General features: G+C 34.4%; 16 protein-coding genes. 14 read left to right on the top strand and 2 right to left on the bottom strand.

The window, feature by feature from the left end:
- Positions 1-79 precede the first annotated feature (79 nt).
- From HYQ40_01355 to HYQ40_01340, 4 genes are all read left to right on the top strand, one after another.
- Positions 80-763, top strand: coding sequence for a uracil-DNA glycosylase (locus HYQ40_01355; GenBank protein MBZ6526405.1), 684 nt, complete (start codon positions 80-82; stop codon positions 761-763).
- 64 nt (positions 764-827) lie between these two features.
- Positions 828-1,295, top strand: coding sequence for a hypothetical protein (locus tag HYQ40_01350; GenBank protein ID MBZ6526404.1), 468 nt, complete (start codon positions 828-830; stop codon positions 1,293-1,295).
- Between the two features lie 116 nt (positions 1,296-1,411).
- The gene (locus HYQ40_01345) at positions 1,412-2,389 is read left to right on the top strand and encodes an NADPH:quinone reductase (GenBank protein MBZ6526403.1); all 978 of its coding nucleotides are present in this window, start codon (positions 1,412-1,414) and stop codon (positions 2,387-2,389) included.
- A 140-nt stretch (positions 2,390-2,529) separates the two neighbouring features.
- Complete coding sequence (locus HYQ40_01340; GenBank protein ID MBZ6526402.1) at positions 2,530-3,918, top strand: hypothetical protein; 1,389 nt, start codon at positions 2,530-2,532, stop codon at positions 3,916-3,918.
- 251 nt (positions 3,919-4,169) lie between these two features.
- Here HYQ40_01340 and HYQ40_01335 read toward each other — a convergent pair whose 3' ends face one another.
- Complete coding sequence (locus HYQ40_01335) at positions 4,170-5,720, bottom strand: MFS transporter (GenBank protein ID MBZ6526401.1); 1,551 nt, start codon at positions 5,718-5,720, stop codon at positions 4,170-4,172.
- 533 nt (positions 5,721-6,253) lie between these two features.
- Here HYQ40_01335 and HYQ40_01330 point away from each other — a divergent pair.
- A complete protein-coding gene (locus HYQ40_01330) occupies positions 6,254-7,249 on the top strand; it encodes an ornithine cyclodeaminase family protein (GenBank protein MBZ6526400.1) in 996 nt (331 codons plus the stop codon).
- A 56-nt stretch (positions 7,250-7,305) separates the two neighbouring features.
- Here the strand turns inward: HYQ40_01330 and HYQ40_01325 are convergent, their stop codons facing one another.
- Positions 7,306-8,262, bottom strand: a complete 957-nt coding sequence (locus tag HYQ40_01325) for a glutathione S-transferase family protein (protein MBZ6526399.1) — start codon at positions 8,260-8,262, stop codon at positions 7,306-7,308.
- Positions 8,263-8,975: 713 nt separating this feature from the next.
- Between HYQ40_01325 and aroF the strand changes: the two genes are divergently transcribed.
- From aroF to HYQ40_01280, 9 genes are all read left to right on the top strand, one after another.
- Positions 8,976-10,013: a 3-deoxy-7-phosphoheptulonate synthase gene (gene aroF, locus HYQ40_01320; GenBank protein MBZ6526398.1), complete on the top strand. Its 1,038-nt coding sequence runs from the start codon at positions 8,976-8,978 to the stop codon at positions 10,011-10,013.
- Positions 10,013-11,113 (top strand): 3-dehydroquinate synthase, encoded by a 1,101-nt coding sequence (gene aroB / locus HYQ40_01315; protein MBZ6526397.1) that lies wholly within the window; start codon positions 10,013-10,015, stop codon positions 11,111-11,113. Before aroF ends, aroB begins: the two co-directional genes overlap by 1 nt.
- Positions 11,091-11,972 (top strand): shikimate dehydrogenase, encoded by an 882-nt coding sequence (locus tag HYQ40_01310; GenBank protein MBZ6526396.1) that lies wholly within the window; start codon positions 11,091-11,093, stop codon positions 11,970-11,972. Before aroB ends, HYQ40_01310 begins: the two co-directional genes overlap by 23 nt.
- A gap of 37 nt (positions 11,973-12,009) precedes the next feature.
- Complete coding sequence (aroC, locus tag HYQ40_01305) at positions 12,010-13,215, top strand: chorismate synthase (GenBank protein ID MBZ6526395.1); 1,206 nt, start codon at positions 12,010-12,012, stop codon at positions 13,213-13,215.
- A complete protein-coding gene (gene aroA, locus HYQ40_01300; protein MBZ6526394.1) occupies positions 13,208-14,503 on the top strand; it encodes a 3-phosphoshikimate 1-carboxyvinyltransferase in 1,296 nt (431 codons plus the stop codon). The genes aroC and aroA overlap by 8 nt, the downstream gene beginning before the upstream one ends.
- Before the next feature lie 21 nt (positions 14,504-14,524).
- Positions 14,525-15,016: a shikimate kinase gene (locus tag HYQ40_01295; GenBank protein MBZ6526393.1), complete on the top strand. Its 492-nt coding sequence runs from the start codon at positions 14,525-14,527 to the stop codon at positions 15,014-15,016.
- Positions 15,017-15,091: 75 nt separating this feature from the next.
- Positions 15,092-15,712, top strand: coding sequence for a carbonic anhydrase (locus HYQ40_01290; protein MBZ6526392.1), 621 nt, complete (start codon positions 15,092-15,094; stop codon positions 15,710-15,712).
- A gap of 1,104 nt (positions 15,713-16,816) precedes the next feature.
- Positions 16,817-18,169, top strand: coding sequence for a Trk system potassium transporter TrkA (trkA, locus tag HYQ40_01285; protein MBZ6526391.1), 1,353 nt, complete (start codon positions 16,817-16,819; stop codon positions 18,167-18,169).
- 10 nt (positions 18,170-18,179) lie between these two features.
- Positions 18,180-19,631: a TrkH family potassium uptake protein gene (locus HYQ40_01280; GenBank protein ID MBZ6526390.1), complete on the top strand. Its 1,452-nt coding sequence runs from the start codon at positions 18,180-18,182 to the stop codon at positions 19,629-19,631.
- Positions 19,632-19,641 lie beyond the last annotated feature (10 nt).

Raw genomic sequence — 19,641 nt, 5'->3', positions numbered from 1 at the left:
CCTCAATATTTATATAATGGATTAAGTTTAACAAATTGATTGATTTAATGTAAAGTATATATTGTTAATAAGGAGGAAAATGATGATAAAAGTGAATAACGCTTGGCAATCGATAATAGAGGAAATTGCACATACACATACTTATCAAGATTTACAGCGGTTTTTAACAGAAGAGTATGCTGAACATGTTGTCTATCCTCCTAAAGAAGATATTTGGACTGCTTTTGAATGGACACCATACAACGATGTTAAAGTTGTAATTATTGGACAAGATCCATACCATGGACAAGGTCAGGCACACGGTTTAAGTTTTTCGGTTAAAGAACATGTTAAAATACCACCTTCTTTAAGAAATATTTATAAAGAATTAGAAAACGATTTAAATTACCCCCCAGTAAATCATGGTTTTTTAAAGAAATGGGCTGAACAAGGTGTTTTAATGTTGAATACAGTACTGACTGTAAGAGCCCATACGCCTAACTCTCATAAAAATAAGGGGTGGGAACAAGTTACAGATCATGCAATTCTTGCATTAAATAATTTAAATCATCCAGTAATATTTCTATTATGGGGGCGCCATGCGCAACAAAAGAAAGAATTAATTGATACGAATAAGCACTATATTATCGAATCATCCCATCCAAGCCCATTTTCTGCTAGACATTCTTTCTTTGGATCAAAACCATTTTCTCAAGTAAATACTACTTTAGAATCTAACGGACAAACTCCTATAGATTGGAAATTAGAAAATCTAGAAAGCTAAATGTTTGACCTTAGTTCACAAGTATCATAAGATAACGCTATCAACTATGTCTAGGAGGTATACTATGAATCAGACTGTCTATACAAATTATTGGGTTAATCGTAGAGAAAACTTTCGTAAGGAACATGGTAGTTACCATACTGAAGAAGAAGCTGTAAAAGGTATTGAAACTTGGTGGGAATTACAAAAAGATAAATATTCTAATGTTACTAAAACTAGAACGAACACTGGTGCATTAGAAATTAATTATGGTGATGAAAATTATTTTTATCGGGTTGAAAAAAGAGATATATCAGATAAATTACCAAGTCGTTCTTATAAATTGAAAACAAAGGGTGAAATTGAATCTCTTCGAAAACAATTAAACCTTTCAGATGAACAATTTTTATTTGATGAACTTGCTGAGCCGTATCGTGATCGATTAATTGTTGCTATGTCTAATAGTAAAACTCCTCGAGAGTTCTTATATAGTGATACTGGAGCGCCATCAGTTAAAATAAAAGATTTACAAGCACTCCGTAAATTGGCATAATTTTATTTAAAACACTTCTTCTGGAAGTGTTTTTTATTCAAATTTTAATATATATTTTCTGCTGAGTCTAATTGACAATTTAAGAAAGAGGAGAAAACATGAGTAAAAATAAACAAATGAACGCAATTGTAGTCGAAGAATTCGGAGACTACGAAAAATTACAATATAAAGTTAAATCTGAACCAACAGTAAAAAAGAACCAAGTAAAAATCAAAATGCATGCTATTGGAGTCAATCCTAATGAAGCTTATGTTCTAACGGGTAATTACAATTTATATGTTCCTAAACTACCTTTCGTTCCTGGATTTGATGGGGCGGGTGTTATTGAGGAAGTTGGAAATGATGTAACAAAATTTCAAATTGGTGATCGTGTTTTCGTTGGTACATTCCGAAACATTGAACAATCAGGAACTTATGCTGAAAAAATTGTTGTCGATTCAGATATAGTTTTAAGGCTACCAAAACATTCATCTTTTGAACATGGCGCTGCATTAGGCATACCTGGTTTTACAGCTTATCATGTGCTTTTTCAACGTGCTAAGGTAAAGGCGGGTGAAACTGTTTTTATTCATGGAGCTACTGGTGGGGTCGGGACACTAGCTGTCCAAATGGCTAAATCAATTGGCGCTAAGGTTATAGGGACATCGAGTAATGAATCAGGTTTAAAATCAATACTAGATAATGGTGCTGATTACGCTATGTATCACTTAAGTGAAGATAATTTAAATGAATTGAAGGAATATACTGATGGCAGTGGTCCAGATGTGATTATTGAATTTTTAGCAAATAAAAACCTTGAATTAGACATGCAAATTATCAAAACAAAAGGGCGAATAGTAGTGGTTGGAGCGAGAGATACAATCGAAATTTCACCTAGACATATTTTAAGCCGAAATTTAAATATCTTAGGTGCATCATTACCTAATTTAACTGAAGCAGATTACAAGGAAGCCTCAGCTGGGTTAATTGCTATGTTAGAAAATGACATATTAAATCCTATTATTGGAAATCGTGTCTCATTAAAAGATGCAAAAAAGATTCATAAAGATTTATTAACTCGGTCTGGTAATGGTAAAACGATACTCATTCCTTAGGATTTTAAAATTTTTGTAAGGTCAGCTTAAATGCTGGCTTTTTTCTTATTAATAATTAGTATCAGACAACCCTAGTATATCAATGTATTTCATAATGTAAGCGTGTTAAAATATGAGTGAGACTAAGAAAGAAGGGGATAATGATGAATGGTTTGAAGTCTATTTCACGTTTTGTAGTTTTAAGTATATTATGTTTGTTGATTAGTCAAATCGGTCCAGTAAGTGCACAAAATTTTGAAAAGTCAGAAACTGAAGATGTTATTAGTCAATTGTCTAATTTAATGGATAATACTTTCGATTTAGAACCCGATGCAGAATCTGTCTGGGAAGATTATATTGAATTACTGACGAATTTAGAGTATCAAGATTATACCAAAGACACAGCCACGGGTGACGGTAGTACTTATGAAGAAATATCAGCGTTTTTTTCTCCAGATGCTGAAGAAACAGTTATTGAGTATGACGCTTATGAGAAAGAATATATATATACATATGATTCATCAAATTTAGATCAGCTTTCAATTCACTTTTACCTTTATAATGATGGTTTATACGCTACATCTTTTATAAGCAACCAAATAGATATCCCAAATGAAAACACCATGCCATTAGAGGATGTCAACGAAGCAATCCGTCCTGGATGGCCTCGTATGGATGTTCTACAAAATGGGAATCCAACAATTGTAGGTTTAGTCAATATGTTTAAAGATGAGCAACTCGGGTCCATAGTTGCTTTACCATCACAAGATAGTACTGAAGAGAAGATGCTCGAATTTATAACATATGAAGGTGATGTTTTTATAACGAGTGTTTACTTTACACCTGAGAACTATGAAGGTGTAAATGATGGTACATTAAGACCTATGTCTGATCAATTATTGTTTTATGCTGTGGCAGATTTCATTCCATCTGATTCACTTGAAGAACTAGTTACGCAGAATACAACGGATAATTTAGGTTATCGACTTGCTCAAGAGCAACTCACTGTTTTATTGGATAATGCTGTTATGCGTGGATTAGAAGATAATGTAGCCGGAACTACTATGGAAGAAGTTAAAGAAAATTTTCAACCTGAAGTTGAAATGACGGAATTAGAACTAGAAGACCCAATAACAGCTCTAGCCTATCGATTTGAAGATCCCAATAATATTAATAGTGTAGGTATATTAACTGTCTATTTCTTTGAGAATCAATTAGCTTTTGCAAGTGCTGAAAGTGTTGAGATTCAATGGAATAATGCAGAAGTAGGGATTGATTATTCAAATGGAATCGAAGAGGATATGTTAAATGTTGGTGATACACTGACTGGCTTAGCTCAAACCTCAATGGAAGTACCAGCAGTGGGGATTATGTTCAGAGATGCTTTTCCGCATCAAGTAGCTGTTATACCAGTTAGAGATAGTGAAAATGAAGTCTTCTTTGTAGACATATATAATTACCGTATTGAAAATTATACGATTAATGAAATTACCGGTAACACTGGAGAGTTAAGTGATGATTTATTTGACTATATATTCAATCAATACTAGATTACAAAGGTTTGATGACTTTTTTAAGTGTGTTTTAACCAATCTATCTTAACACTTTGGTTTTATGCTGAAATTTGCTGTTTTAACGGAGGTATTTTATTTTAATAAGAACTTCATACATAGGTTATTAAAGCCTATAACATTGTGTTTATGCTTAAATAAGTGCTTTCGGGAACATCACTATATAAAAAATGATCGGATAAGTTAAGGAAAACTTATCCGATCATTTTTTTCATGCAGTTTAATTTATATTATTTTTCTTCTTCATCTTCAAAGCGAGCAATTGGTTGAGTTGATTCTGGCGTTTCTGTTAGAATACTTGGAGCTGCACCAGCTGCAACTTTATCTAACTTCTTAGCTGCAATCGTTGCTTGAACATCTTCCATCGCTTGTTTATTAAGTGGATACTTAATAATTAGGAATAATGCGATTAATGCAATTACAGCAGGGATAACAACCAGCAATGTGATACCACCTGTGAATAATGCATCCGTTAATGGTTCAGCCGCCTCTGGATAAGCTTCAGTAAATCCGATAGCTGCTACAACGAAACCAATCAGAATTGGAGCTAATGATGATGCAATTGAATCTGTTAATGAAAAGATTGTTCCAATTAAACCAGATACGAATCGACCTGAACGAGCAGTCTCATAATCAGTAATATCTGCAGCCATTGTTAATACAATTGAAGTAGGGTAAGAACTAAAAACACGCATACCGATATAACCAGCAATGAATAATAACATTGGAATTCCACCCGTAGTGAAAATTTGAGTCGTATCATTTGATGTAAATAACACTGTTGCTACTAATGATAATGAACCTAGTAAAAAAATTAGTGATGTTGTATATGAAGTCTTTAATCCTTTGCGAGTGGCAAGCGCTGTTAAAGCAGCGATTATTACTAAGTTTGGAATAATTTGATATAGAGATAACTGTCCAGAAAGACCGTAGTTACCTAAAATGATACCAAAAACAATTACTACAACTGCTTGATCACTATAAAGTTGAGCCAATAATTTCATTGCTCCACCTGCAAGAGCAAGTGTTTGTAGTGGTGTGTTACCTTTAATAACAGACCAATAGTCTTTTAGTGATTTTGTTTCTACTGTATCATCACCTAGACCGAAATACTCCTCTTTATCTTTACGTGCAATACCAATCATTGCCAATACAGTTAAAACAGCAGAAATAATTACGATACCTGTAATAAACTCTCCGTAGAATGCTAAGTTAAATTCCCCACCATGACGTGGCGATAAGAAGTTAGAAACAATAACTTGTCCTATTGCAAAAACTCCGATTGAACTAAAAATTGTATCATAAACTGAGAACATTGGGCGTTGCTTTGGATCATTAGTTAATGCCGGTTGAGCAGCTTTTGTTACTGTTTGTTGGAATGAATATGCGATTTTGTGGAAAATTAAAGCAATAACATATAAAACCATTAACATAGCGCCATCAAAACGATGTAAACTAAATAAGAAAAGGAATGATAAAATTAATGCAATATTACTAATTAGCATAATCGGACGGAAACGTCCCCATTTTGAATTAACATGATCCATTACAATTCCAATCGTTGGATCAATAAGCCCATCGAATAATCGAGCAAAACCAAGTAAGTTACTTACTGTTAAAGTAGCAAGTCCTGCAACCCCTGTTGCATAATACGTTAAGAAACCAAAAGCGAATAAATAGAGATTTGTTGCCGAGTTGTTTAAAGAGAAAAGGGCAATCTCCCATTGTTTTGCCGTATGGTATTTTTCTGCTACCTCTACTTGTTGTTGTTGTTGTGACATTTTTAAATCCTCCTTGTTATGTGTATATCTTTTTAAAGAAAGCCAACTTCACGACGATATTTTCCCTTTTATCCCGCCTTCCGACATTCGAATTAATTTTCATGAATAAAGACCATTACTTTAAGTTGTGTGATGAATGCGCTTTTATTTGATTTGATTATACAACTAATCTATATCTAATTACAAGTATTTTTTTTGTTTAAAAACGTAACCAACACTAACAAATCAACAGTGATGCCGTTTTCATTGAGTTATTTTCATAATAAAATAATTTTATGTGCTCTGATTATCATCAGATGAATAAATAGAAAACACTGGTTTTATAACATATTACGATTTGCTTTATATTTTAATATTAATTTTAATCGTTGATACTATTGCTTGCAATTTTAGTTGCGTGTCCATAAATAGATATTATTTGTATTTTTTCAGCGAAGTAATTATATTTGGTGTAAAATAGAAGCAGGGTGTGTTTGAATATCTATTCGATCACTCAATTTGCTTAAATTAATTAACAGGTTTAGGAGGAGAATATGACAAGATTATTAAATGAAGAACAAGTTAAAAGTTTAATTTCAGTTTCAGAGATTAATGAAGTTGTTGATAAGACATTTGAAGGGTTTGGATTGGGAGAAATCGTAAATCCAACAAAAGTTACATTGGATTTAGGTGAGACTGGTAATTGGCCACAAAACGAAGGTTTTATGAATGCGATGCCAGCCTATGTTGATTGGTTAAAAGTAGGTGGACAAAAATGGGTAGGTGGTTTTGCTGGGGAACGTAAAAAAATAGGTTTACCTTATATTACAGCACTCATCACATTGATTGACCCTGAATTAGGTACATTCACTTCTGTTATGGAGGGTTCTTATATTTCAAATATGCGTACTGGATCACAGGCAGCAGTAGCATTGAAATATTTAGGCAAAAAAGATACGATAACGGTGGGGATGTTTGGTGCAGGTCTTCAAGCGCGAACTGCTACTATGTGTATTGCTGATTTATATGATATCGATCGTTTAGTAGTATGGAATCATCGTCGATCTACTGCAGAACAATTTAAAGCTGATATGGAAAAATATGTAACTGGTGAAATAATTATAGCTGATCCAGACCATCCAGAGCAAGCGACTGATAATGAAGCTTTATTTACTTTTACACCAGCTCAGAAGCCATTTATTACAAAAGAAATGGTAAAACCAGGTACGATTGTTTTCCCTATGGGTTCTTTTGAAGAAGTGAGCGAAGATCTCATACTATCTGCAGATAAAATAATCGTAGACCATATAGATCAGGCATTACATCGTGGAGTATTGAAACCACTTACTAATGCGGGGAAAATCTCTGAAGATGATATCTATTGTACATTGGGGCAATTAGCAGCCGATAAAGTAACGTTAACTGATTACAGTAAAGAGATAATTATTTGTATCCCTATCGGTACTGGTGCATTAGATGTAGCTGTAGCAGAAGTAGTGCGTCGCCGTGCAGAACAGAATGATGTTGGAACTGTTTTTGACTTTATTTAATTTAAAATTATAAGAAATAAAAAGCCAGCCCTAATTCAAGGCTGGTTTTCGAATTTCTATAAGCTAAAATCTAGTTTCGGTCCTTTAGGAACAATTCCTGTAGGATTAATTGTTTTATGACTCATGTAGTAATGATCTTTAATATGTTGCATATTTACAGTTTCCGCAACTCCTTCAAGATTGTAAATCTCGCGTGTTAATCGCCAAAGATTAGGGTAGTCTATAATACGTTTAAAGTTACATTTGAAATGACTATAATAGACTGCATCAAATCGTACCAATGTAGTAAATAAACGGATATCCGCTTCAGTTAATTGATCGCCTACTAAATACTGATGGTTGTCTAAGTGGTCTTCCAACTCATCTAATACGTTAAACAATTTTGTTACTTCTTCTTCATAAACTTCTTGTTTAGTAGAAAATCCTGATTTATAGACACCGTTATTCACATTATCATATACTTTTTCATTCATTCTATCGATCTCAGCCATTAGTTCATTTGGTGAGTAGTCACCAGATTTGGCTCCAATTTTGTCAAATGCAGAATTAAGCATACGTAAGATCTCTGATGATTCGTTATTAACAATCTTATTTGTTTGCTTGTCCCAAAGTACTGGAACAGTTACTCGCCCACTATAATCTGGTTCAGCTGCGGTATATACTTGATGTAAATATTCAGCATTATTAATTGAGTCTTGTATAACACCAGGTCCATCTTCAAACGTCCAACCATTTTCTAACATTTCTGGGTGCACAACCGATACTGTAATATAATCTTCCAGGCCTTTTAAACTACGCATAATTAGTGTACGGTGAGCCCAAGGACAAGCTAAGGATACATATAAATGATAGCGTCCTTTTTCGGCTTTAAATCCAGCATCTCCTTTTGGTCCAGCACTTCCGTCAGCAGTTATCCAATTACGGAATTGAGAATCTTTACGAACAAAACGACCTCCGGTACTTTTAGTGTCATACCATTGATCGTGCCATTTTCCGTCTACTAGTAAACCCATAATTACATCCTTTCTAAGATATGTTATTTTAAGTATAACATGTGTGTGTCGAATTGCATGAATGACGATCTTGTTTAAGGTATCATGTGTCAAATAAAAGCTTTAGAGTAGTTGGTCCAGAATATAAGCTGTACCTAGTAGTGAATAAACAAAGTATACGTCGTAAAGAATCAGAGATTACTTATACTACCTGTGTTATGCTAATCTGAAATGGGTGTTCTACTTACTATTTGGCACAGGTTGTTTATTTTTTATCGTAATATTAACTTTACATGTCATTTTTTAATGCAAAAATAAATTAATTCTGGTTTTTATTATAAATCGATTAGAATCTATTGACACAATTATAATAAAGGTGTATGATTCTAATCAAATAATAAATGTTAGGAGGAAGTATCTTGAAATCTTTAATGAGTGCAACATTTTTTAGCTTCTATAACTATTTTTACTTTTACTTTTATTCAAGTAGAAGTGATTTATGTTGCACTCAAATAGGACAACTTGAGATACATCTATCTAACTAGTTTATTATAAGTTTAGATAAGTATATCCAGAGACCTAGCAACAATAATCACTGACTAACAGTGATTATTGTTGCTAGGTCTTTTTATATAATTTTTTTAGTCTAAGCAGTTTTATTTTGAAGGAGACGCGTCAAAATGTTATAGCAAAACAACAAAAAATACAAAACACCATCCTAGGAGGATATTAAAATGATTGTAAAATTAAACCCCCACACACGTAAAGATGAGTTAGAAAAGTTAACTTTAGAACTAAAACAATTAGAATTAGATGTCACTTTGCTTCCCCATACAAAGGGTATCACCTTAGAATTACATGGGATTGTTACTGATGACAAATTGGAATTAATAACAAAGTTACCAAGAGTTGTTACGACAGAAAAAATTCAATCACCTTACAAAAAAGCGAGCAAGCAGTTACATCCAGATGCAAGTATCATTACAGTTGGTAATATGAAAATAGGTGGGGGACATTTTGCAATGATTGGAGGACCATGTTCAATTGAGAATGAGGATCAATTACAGGAAACAGCTGAATACGTTAGAGAAGCTGGAGGGAATATGCTTCGAGGAGGTGCCTTCAAACCAAGAACTTCCCCATACTCATTCCAAGGCTTAGGTAAGAGAGGTCTTGATATGATGAGTGAGGTTGGTAAAAGAATGGATATGCCTATCGTATCTGAAGTGATGTCAATTGATCAAATTGAATTATTTGATCATGTTGATATGTTCCAAGTAGGTGCGAGAAATATGCAAAATTTTGACTTATTAAAAGCTTTAGGAAGAACAAATAAACCGATTCTATTAAAACGAGGGTTGTCCGCGACCATACAGGAATGGTTAATGAGTGCTGAATATATTATGGCAGGTGGGAATGATAATGTCATTCTGTGTGAACGTGGTATACGTACATTCGAGACTACTACGCGCAATACACAAGATCTTTCAGCCATCGCTATAGTTAAACAATTGAGTCACTTACCAATCGTCATTGATCCCAGTCACGCAGCAGGTCGCCGTGACATCATTGAGTCATTATCACTAGCTGCTGTTGCTGCTGGAGCAGATGGGCTAATTATTGAAACTCATCCAGACCCTGATCATGCTGAATCAGATGGTGCTCAATCTTTATACCCAGAACAGTACAAAACGTTAACAGATAAAGTGTGGAAATTACATAACTTCATGAAAACCTTAGATATGAGTAATAATCACCTGGAGACAGTCTAATGGAAAGAGTTGATATCCCAGTCACACAACCATATGAAGTTATGATAGGACGAGGATTGATAAATGATTCAGAAGTATTATTAAAACCATTCATCGAAGGCCGTAAAGTATTAATTGTTACCGAAGAAAATGTAGAAGGACATGGTTATTTAAAAAACTTAAAAGATAATCTCAACAAGATAAGTGACCAGATTACATTCTTATGCTTACCACCTGGTGAAGCACAGAAAAGTATATTAATGGTCGAACGTATTATTAGTTATTTAGCTGAATTACATTTTTCTCGTGATGACGTATTAATAGCACTCGGTGGGGGAGTCATTGGGGATTTAGTTGGTTTTACAGCGAGTATATACCTAAGAGGTATCGATTATATTCAGATTCCAACTACTTTTCTTGCAGCGATTGATTCTTCAGTTGGTGGAAAAACAGCAGTCGACATAGCGCAAGGAAAGAATCTAGTTGGAGCATTCCATCATCCTGTTGCTGTCTTATGTGATATAAATACATTTGAAACTTTACCCACTTCTGTTTTTGAAGATGGCTGTAGTGAATTAATAAAATACGCGATGATAATGAATGAACCTTTACTTCAGTATTTAGTTGATCGGGAAGAACCGTTAAATGCTAAATCATTAGACTTAGTTGAAATAGTAAAAGAATGCGTCATCATGAAGAAAAACATTGTGATCGAAGATGAATTTGATCAAGGGTTACGACAATTGCTAAATTTTGGCCATACTTTAGGTCATGCACTAGAGCAAAGTAGTAAGTATCATATAAGTCACGGTCGTGGTGTTGCTTTAGGGATGCTTGTATTTACTAAAATGGCTGTATCCCAAACCTATATAACTGAAGATTTCCCACTGATATTTAAGAAGCTTTTAGATGAGTATCATCTGCTCGGGGAAAAACCTCACTATACAGCTGAACAGTTAATAAAGGTTATGCAAAGTGATAAAAAAAGACGTAGCGATCAAATGACAATTGTTCTACCTAGTGAATTTGGTCATTGTGAATTAAAAGTAGTCGATATAAAAACTTTTCAAAACTGGTTTGAAAAGGAGTGGGATTCTTATGAAATTCATAAAAGAAATTAATGGAAAGAGTAGAATGGCTGCTGTTATCGGTTCACCAATCCATCACTCAAAATCACCTTTAATTTATAATAGTTGCTTTGAAATGGATAATTTAAACATAGTTTACTTAGCCTTTGAAACGTCACAAAAGGAAACTATAAGTAGAATTGAAGCTTTAAAAAATTTAAATGTCAGTGGAATTAATATTACTATGCCTGGTAAACTTGAAGCCATAAAGTGTGTCGATCGATTAGACTTAGCAGCACAATACGTACAAGCTGTGAACATGATTGTTTTAAAAAACAATGAATGGGTTGGATATAACACTGATGGTGAAGGGTTTTGGAATGCAGTGAAGGCTCATCACGTAATGATTAAAAGTAAAAAAGTAACAATTTTTGGATCAGGTAATACGACCCGAGTTATACTGACTCAAGCTGTTCTTGAAGGGGTCAGTGAAGTCAATGTTATAGCCAGAAACATTGAAAGGCCTCTGGAGATAAAGACAGTGATTGCACAATTAAAAAGTGACTATCCAAACACTAAAATTAGTTTAATTGATTTAGGCGAGTCAGAAAAAGTACAAAATATAATGATAAATACCGAGATATTAGTTCAGACTACCTCTGTTGGTATGTCACCAAACCCTATGAATTCGATACTAGAAAATGAAGATTGGCTTAATCCAAATTGTGTTGTTTGTGATATTGTCTATGACCCACGAAAAACGTTATTAATGCATCAAGCAGAAGCAAAAGGTTGTAAAATCATTGGTGGAATTGAGATGTTAGTACATCAAGCAGCATTGAACTACACTTTGATAACTGGACTTAAGATGAACACAGAAAAGATATTGAATATTATGAATAAAAACCTATAAAAATGACACAAATCACAGAAAGTTGGGAAAACATATGATGAGATTTATTACCGCTGGGGAATCACATGGACCAGAATTAACGACGATAATTGAAGGTTTACCTGCTGGGCTACCGATTGATGTTGATGGAATCAACCATGAATTAGCAAAACGCCAAGAGGGATACGGCCGTGGAAATCGAATGAAAATTGAAACAGATACTGTAGAAATTACTTCTGGGGTTCGTTACGGAAAAACTTTAGGTTCTCCGATTACCATGGTTGTTGCAAATCGCGATAATAAAAATTGGAAAAGTGTGATGAGTATTGAGCCTAATGATGACCCTAAAAGTCGTAAAAGACGTGCAGTACATCGCCCACGCCCCGGTCATGCTGATTTAGTTGGAGGTATTAAGTACCATCATGAAGATTTACGTAATGTCTTAGAGCGATCATCTGCGCGAGAAACTGCTATGCGAGTTGCTATAGGTGCGGTTGCTAAACAATTATTGAATGCTTTAAATATCGATATTGTTGCTTATGTATGTGAAATAGGTGGCATTCAAGGACAAGCAGACACCACTAAATTATCATTAAGTGACATTCGTGACTTAGCTGACAAATCTCCTGTTAAGATGGTCGATTCAACTCAAGAACAAGCAGTCATTGAGAAGATTGACCAAACTAAACGTGATGGAAATACTTTAGGAGGTGTCGTTGAAGTCATAGCTGAAGGTTTACCTGCAGGTCTTGGAAGTTACACACAGTTTGATAAAAAATTGGATGGACGATTAGCTCAAGCTATTATGAGTATTAATGCCTTTAAAGGAGTCGAAATTGGAGATGGATTTGAAGTAGGTCGACGTTACGGTAGTGAAGTAATGGATGAAATCGCCTATACCCCTGAAAAGGGCTTCTACAGGTTAAGTAATCACCTTGGTGGGTTAGAAGGTGGTATGACCAATGGTATGCCAATAATCATTCGTGGGGTTAAGAAACCAATCCCAACTTTATATAGACCCTTACAAAGTGTCGACATTTACACTAAAGAAAACTACGAAGCCAACATTGAAAGAAGCGACACAACCGCAGTTCCAGCAGCAAGTGTTGTTGCCCAAGCAGTAATAGCAACCGAGTTAGTTCAAGCAATACTTGAAAAATTCCCACATGATAGTTTCATAGAACTACAAAGAGCGGTCAAATCTTATCGTGAATACAGTAAAAATCCCGAAATGTGGGAAAGTGAGGAAGAAATAAATGTCTAAGGAATTAATTACCTCACTTAAAAACATCCGGTATAAAGTAACAGTACCTGGAGATAAATCCATTTCACACCGTGCTATCATTTTAGGATCAATTGCTGAGGGAGTAACAAAAGTAACTGGATTCCTAAGAGCAGATGATTGTTTAAGTACGATTAAAATTATGCAACAACTTGGAGTAGATATTCAAGATGATGGTGAAATAGTTACGATCATCGGCAAAGGAATTAAAGGATTATTAAAGTCAGAATCTACTTTGTATGCGGGCAATTCTGGTACGACTATGAGGTTATTAAGCGGACTGTTATCAGGGCAACCGTTTAAAAGTGTTATTACTGGAGATGCATCATTGAGCCAAAGACCTATGAATCGAATTTTGCTCCCATTGCAAAGCATGGGAGCAAAGATTAAAGGGGATGACAATACACAATTACCCCCATTATCAATTGAGCCTGTTGAACAATTAAGGGCCATTAAGTATGAGATGCCAGTTGCTAGCGCACAAGTTAAGTCAGCAATTCTTTTAGCAGGACTACAAGCTGAAGGTACGACAAAAATCATAGAAAAAACGACTTCTCGTAATCATACAGAAGAGATGTTAAGGCAATTTGGCGTTGAGGTTAATGTTACTGACAAAGTAATTTCACTACAAGGCGGCCAAACACTTATAGGACAAGAAATTGATGTACCTGGTGATATTTCGTCAGCAGCATACTTTATGGGTGCTGGTTTATTACTTCCAAACAGTCGAATTGAATTAAGGAACGTGGGTGTAAATGTTTCAAGATCAGGAATCTTAGATGTTATTAAAGCAATGGGTGGTAATTTATCTGTAAATATGCGGGCAAATGGTTATAGTGCAGACTTAGTAATAGAAGCTAGTGGTCTAAAAGGAACAACGATCTCTGGTGATATCATCCCACGTTTAATTGATGAAATCCCAATCATAGCTTTACTTGCTACACAAGCGAATGGAACAACTATTATCAAAGACGCTCAAGAGCTTCGTGTTAAAGAGACAGATCGAATCAATGCTATTGCATCTGAATTAAATAAAATGAACGCAAACATCGAAGAAACTGAAGATGGATTAATTATTCATGGTCCAACACCTCTTCATGGGGCGAATGTCAAAAGTTTTGGTGATCATCGCATAGGGATGATGCTACAAATAGCTGGGTTACTCATACCCGACAATGAAACGATGATGTTAGAAGATGCGGACTGTGTAAATATTAGTTATCCAACATTTTTTGATGAAATCAGTAGTATGTCCCAAGCGCAATTATAATAATTAATAGAGGTGTATTTTATGATTTTAATCGGATTTATGGGAGCTGGAAAGACCACCATAGGGCGAAACTTAAGTGAAATATTAAATCAACCATTTTATGATTTAGACAAAGAAATTATGAAAGAGATTAACATGCCATTATCTAAGTATTTCGAAATACACGGAGAATCTCAATTTAGACAACTTGAGCACCAATATCTATCAAAATATTATCAACTCCCCGGTATTATATCCACTGGTGGAGGATGTGTAGAAACTGTGGAGAACAGAATACTTCTAGAAAAAATGAATAATGTGATATATCTAAAAGCTGATTTTGACATACTGCAAAAACGAATCACGGATGATCAAGTGAGTCTAAGGCCTATTGCTCAAAATAATTCGATTGAAGAATTAAGATCAGTATATATGAATCGATTTGCTTTTTATCAATCGTGCGCAACCCATACTATAGAAACAGATCACTTAACTACGCAAGAAGTTGTAGATGGAGTAATAAATTTGATATAAATAATTCAAATTTGCTTCAATTCAATAAAATATGTAAACTTAATATTATACTAATAAGATTGGAAGTTTTTGCATTTGAAAAATATATATAAAGCACTCAAGCAATTTAAAAATCAAGATTATGCAAGAAATCAAGAATTATATGAGTCACTAAGTGACACACAGAAGCCCCATACATTATTTGTTGGTTGTTCTGATTCTCGAGTAAGCCCAGAACGTTTATTACAAGCTTATCCAGGCGAAATATTTCATATTAGAAATATTGCTAATATTGTCCCACCAGCGGGGCAGAGCGTTAAATATGCATCTACGACATCTGCTATCGAATATGCTGTAGAAGTTTTGAATGTAAAAAACATTATTGTTTGTGGACACTCTAATTGTGGTGGTTGTGCAGCTAGTATCAATCCACCTGAAAATATAGAGAAACTCCCATATACAGGTATTTGGATATCTCAGTTAGATGCTTTGCGTAAGCAAATCTCTGAAGAGATGCCAAATGATAGCATGACTGCCAAAGCAAATCGACTTGAGAAATTGAATGTCATTCAGCAACTAAGTAATCTTATGTCGTATGATAACATCAAAAATCGTGTTGAAAATGGTCAATTAACGTTAAATGGTTGGCATTATAGCATTGGTGACGGTGTTATTTCAATCTACAATCAAGATGATAAAGAATTTAATGAGTTTTAAAGTAAAAATCTCCAACCGAAATTTTGGTTAGGAGTTTTTATTTTATTCATTATTCTAAACGACCAGCTATAGAAAAAAACTCTAAAATATCTGTGTCGTGAGCTGGTACTGATTCAACTAATCAGTACCACCGGTCATCATATTTTAGTGATTTCTATCTGTCTATGCATCAAAATTGTGACATTGTAGATAATACTATCTATAGCAAGATAAGCTGAATTTCATCTTCATCATTCGCTTCAGTGAATCCAGCTAAACTGATTATAGGCAAATCGTTTTTTGATTATCGACTTCAAACTCAGATTCATTATCTACAGAATCAACTTTATCATTATTACAAGACTCAATGTGTTCTGAAGATTCTTCGCTTGAATCTTCAGCTAAAACCATAACTAAAATAATAAATTAGCTCTCAATGAAATTACAAGTAATTGTTGTAATGATTTTTTATATGAAGTATATCAATCAGTATAATTACTTCATATTAATGAGTTGTTCTATAAGTATATGATAAACTCTCTCAAATAATAAAGTTCGATAATATATATTATGTAAACTCGAATGAGAAAATGTATTATTCCACAATATCCATGTTTTATCTCGCCAACCCTACTTCTTTTTCTCCGCATAAATTTAAATATCGATTCTGAGGTTAATTCAGATTATTATGCTTAGACTTATGCGTAAAGATACTCAGAGACTGAATTCTATTTTAAGTAATATGATAATAATCAATTTTGATGTTTCTATTTTCTTTTAAAATTCAAATTGATCTCTTACATCTCATTAAGTTCCTCGATCTATCCTATGACTCAAACTTCTATCTTTTTGAAGTTTTCAATTTTCCTAATCGCATAACAGCATCACTTTATACTTGTTTAACCACTTATGATATTGCCAGCAATATTTTCTTTATTACTTGATGAAACTATTGTAATATTGCTTTATATAGTTTAAAATGACTGTCTTATTAGCTCTTATATTTCTTAGTCTAAACCATGCAATTACAGGCTTCTCATTGCATGTATATTTAGGATCAAGTCAAATTGCTAATATTCAACTTATTTAAATTAAAATTTTATGAAAACGAAGGTGAATCGTCAAATGGATATTGTCATTATAGGTGGAGGAAAAGTTGGTGAAATTCTTTGCCAAGAACTAGCATTGGAGAATAATAATATCGTTCTCATCGAAACCATTCCAGAAAGATTGAATCGCATTATAAATAAAACCGACATAACAGGTTTAGTTGGTGACGGCGCGGATTATGATAATTTAGTCGAAGCTGGTGTTGAACAGTGTGATATGTTTATTGCTGTGACACCTGAGGATGAAACGAATATCATAAGTTCAATTATTGCTAAGCAATTAGGTGCTAAGTACACCATTGCTCGTGTAAGAAATCCTAAATATACAAATCATATTGAATTTGTTCGTGAGAGCCTAGGTATTGACTTAGTTATCAATCCAGAGATGGTTGCTGCTCGTTACATTACCAAAAGTATTGAGTTCCCGCATTCACTCAGTATTGAACAATTCGGTAAAGGCCGTGTGAATCTAGTTGAACTAGAAATTAAAGCTGGCAGCCCGTTGGCCGATCAGTCTTTAAATCAATTTAGAAATGAATATGGTGAAGTATTAATTTGCGCCCTAACCCATGATAAACAAACGATTATACCAAGTGGACAATCTGTCTTGAGAGTTGGGGATCGTGTTTATGTGACAGGATCTCGAGAAGATTTAGCAAACTTTTATTCCAAAGCTGGTTATCGTGAAGAAAAAATTAAATCGGTTTTAATTATTGGTGGAGGCCGTTTGACCTATTACACTCTTCATCTACTAAGTAAGATGGATATTGATTTAAAAGTGATTGAATTAAATGAAGAAAGAGCTTTAGACCTCAGTCACCGATTCCCACAAGTCGTTGTGATTAAAGGCGACGGAATGGAACAGGAATTGTTATTAGAAGAACGTATCGAGAATTTTGATGCGGTCTTAAGTTTGACGGGTATCGACGAGGAAAATATTATTAATTCGATGTACGCCCTATCTTTAGGTATTAAGAAAGTCATGACAAAAGTGAGTCGAACTGGCTTATTAAAAATATTGGGTGACTCGGACTTGCAAGCCATCGTGACCCCAAAACGATTAATAACAAACAAGATTTTACGATACGTTCGCTCTTTAAGAAATGCAACGGCATCAAATGTAGAGGCTTTAATTAGAATTGCTGATGACCAAGTTGAGACTTTACAATTCCTTGTAAAAGAAAACAGTCGTGTGGTGAATATTAAGCTTAAAGATCTAAATACAAAAGACAATGTCTTAATTGCCTACATAATACGAGGCTCGCAATTAATATATCCTACAGGTGACGATGTTATCTTAGCTGATGATCATGTGCTTATTGTAACTAAGCATAAGGCATTTAGCGATATTGATGATATCTTGAAGTAAGGAGGCCATAATGAATAAACAATTTATCCGCTATACCCTCGGAAATATTTTAATGATTCTTGCTGGACTGATGTTATTACCCTTAATAGTCAGTGTGATCTATCAAGAAAGTTGGGTAAATATTGCTAGTTTTCTTGGTACTTCTCTAGGGACTTTTGTTATTGGTTTTGCCCTATCACGGACGAAATTGCATCGTCGTACTTTCTATGCGAGTGAAGGTTTTGCGATAGTATCACTATCTTGGATTTCTATTTCTTTTTTTAGTGCCATTCCTTTTGTTCTAAGCCAACAGATTCCATCGTTCGTCGATGCCTTTTTTGAAATGGCGAGTGGATTTACAACGACAGGTGCAAGTATTTTAATTGATGTGGAAGCTTTATCACATTCAATGTTGTTTTGGCGTAGTTTCACCCACTTTGTTGGTGGGATGGGAGTTTTAGTCTTCGCCTTGGCCATTTTACCTAAAGCTGAGTCGTCATCAGTACATATCATGAAAGCTGAAATGACTGGACCTACCTTTGGTAAACTTGTTTCGAGGTTGTCTTCAACCGCTCGAATTTTGTATATTATTTATTTCACTTTTATGATGATTACCCTAATATGCTTGTATCTTGCCGGTGTGCCCTTCTTCGAAGCGATGTTACTAGCTTTTGGGACAGCAGGAACGGGTGGTTTCGGTGTTTTGAATGGGAGTATCGCACCTTATGAAAGTTTTACAGTTGAGATGATTTTAAGTATCGGTATGATTGTATTCAGTATCAATTTCAATTTGTTCTATTTAGTCTTCATACATCAAGCGAAGCGAGTACTAAAAAGTGAAGAACTTCGTTGGTTTCTAGCAATTATCGCCGTAGGTGTGCTTTTAATCGCCATGAATTTGATCTCAACCTCTTATGGTGTTGTCAATGCATTTCGGGATAGTTTCTTTACAGTAGCTTCTATCATTTCAACAACGGGTTATTCAACTGCTCTATTTGATCATTGGCCTTTATTCTCGCAATTGATACTCATTCTATTGATGTTTGTCGGAGGAATGGCTGGATCGACCGCGGGTGGTTTAAAAGTTTCACGCGTTTTATTATTAGTTAAAATTGCTTGGGCTGAAATTAAACAAACGATTCGTCCTAATCGAGTCGTTGCCATCCAATATGAAGGTCGTCGTATAGATTCTAAATTGGCTAATACTGTTCTAAGTTACTTGGTGGTCTATATTCTGATTTTCATTGTGGCAGTGCTGGTAGTTAGTTTAGAAACTCCAAATCTACTATCCTCTTTTAGTGCGGTAGCCGCAACATTTAATAATATTGGACCTGGTTTAGGCATTGTCGGACCCTCTCAAAACTTTGCACATTTTAGTCCTTTTATCAAAATAATATTATCATTCATCATGATCATGGGACGTTTAGAAATATTCCCAATGTTAATTCTATTTTCTCCTAATACATGGCTAAAACGCTATTAACAAGCAGTAT

This window comes from Aerococcaceae bacterium DSM 111021 (assembly GCA_020112395.1).
Lineage (GTDB): Bacteria > Bacillota > Bacilli > Lactobacillales > Aerococcaceae > Ruoffia.
Note: the sequence above shows the minus strand (reverse complement) of the source record. Positions and strands in the feature narration are given on the sequence as shown.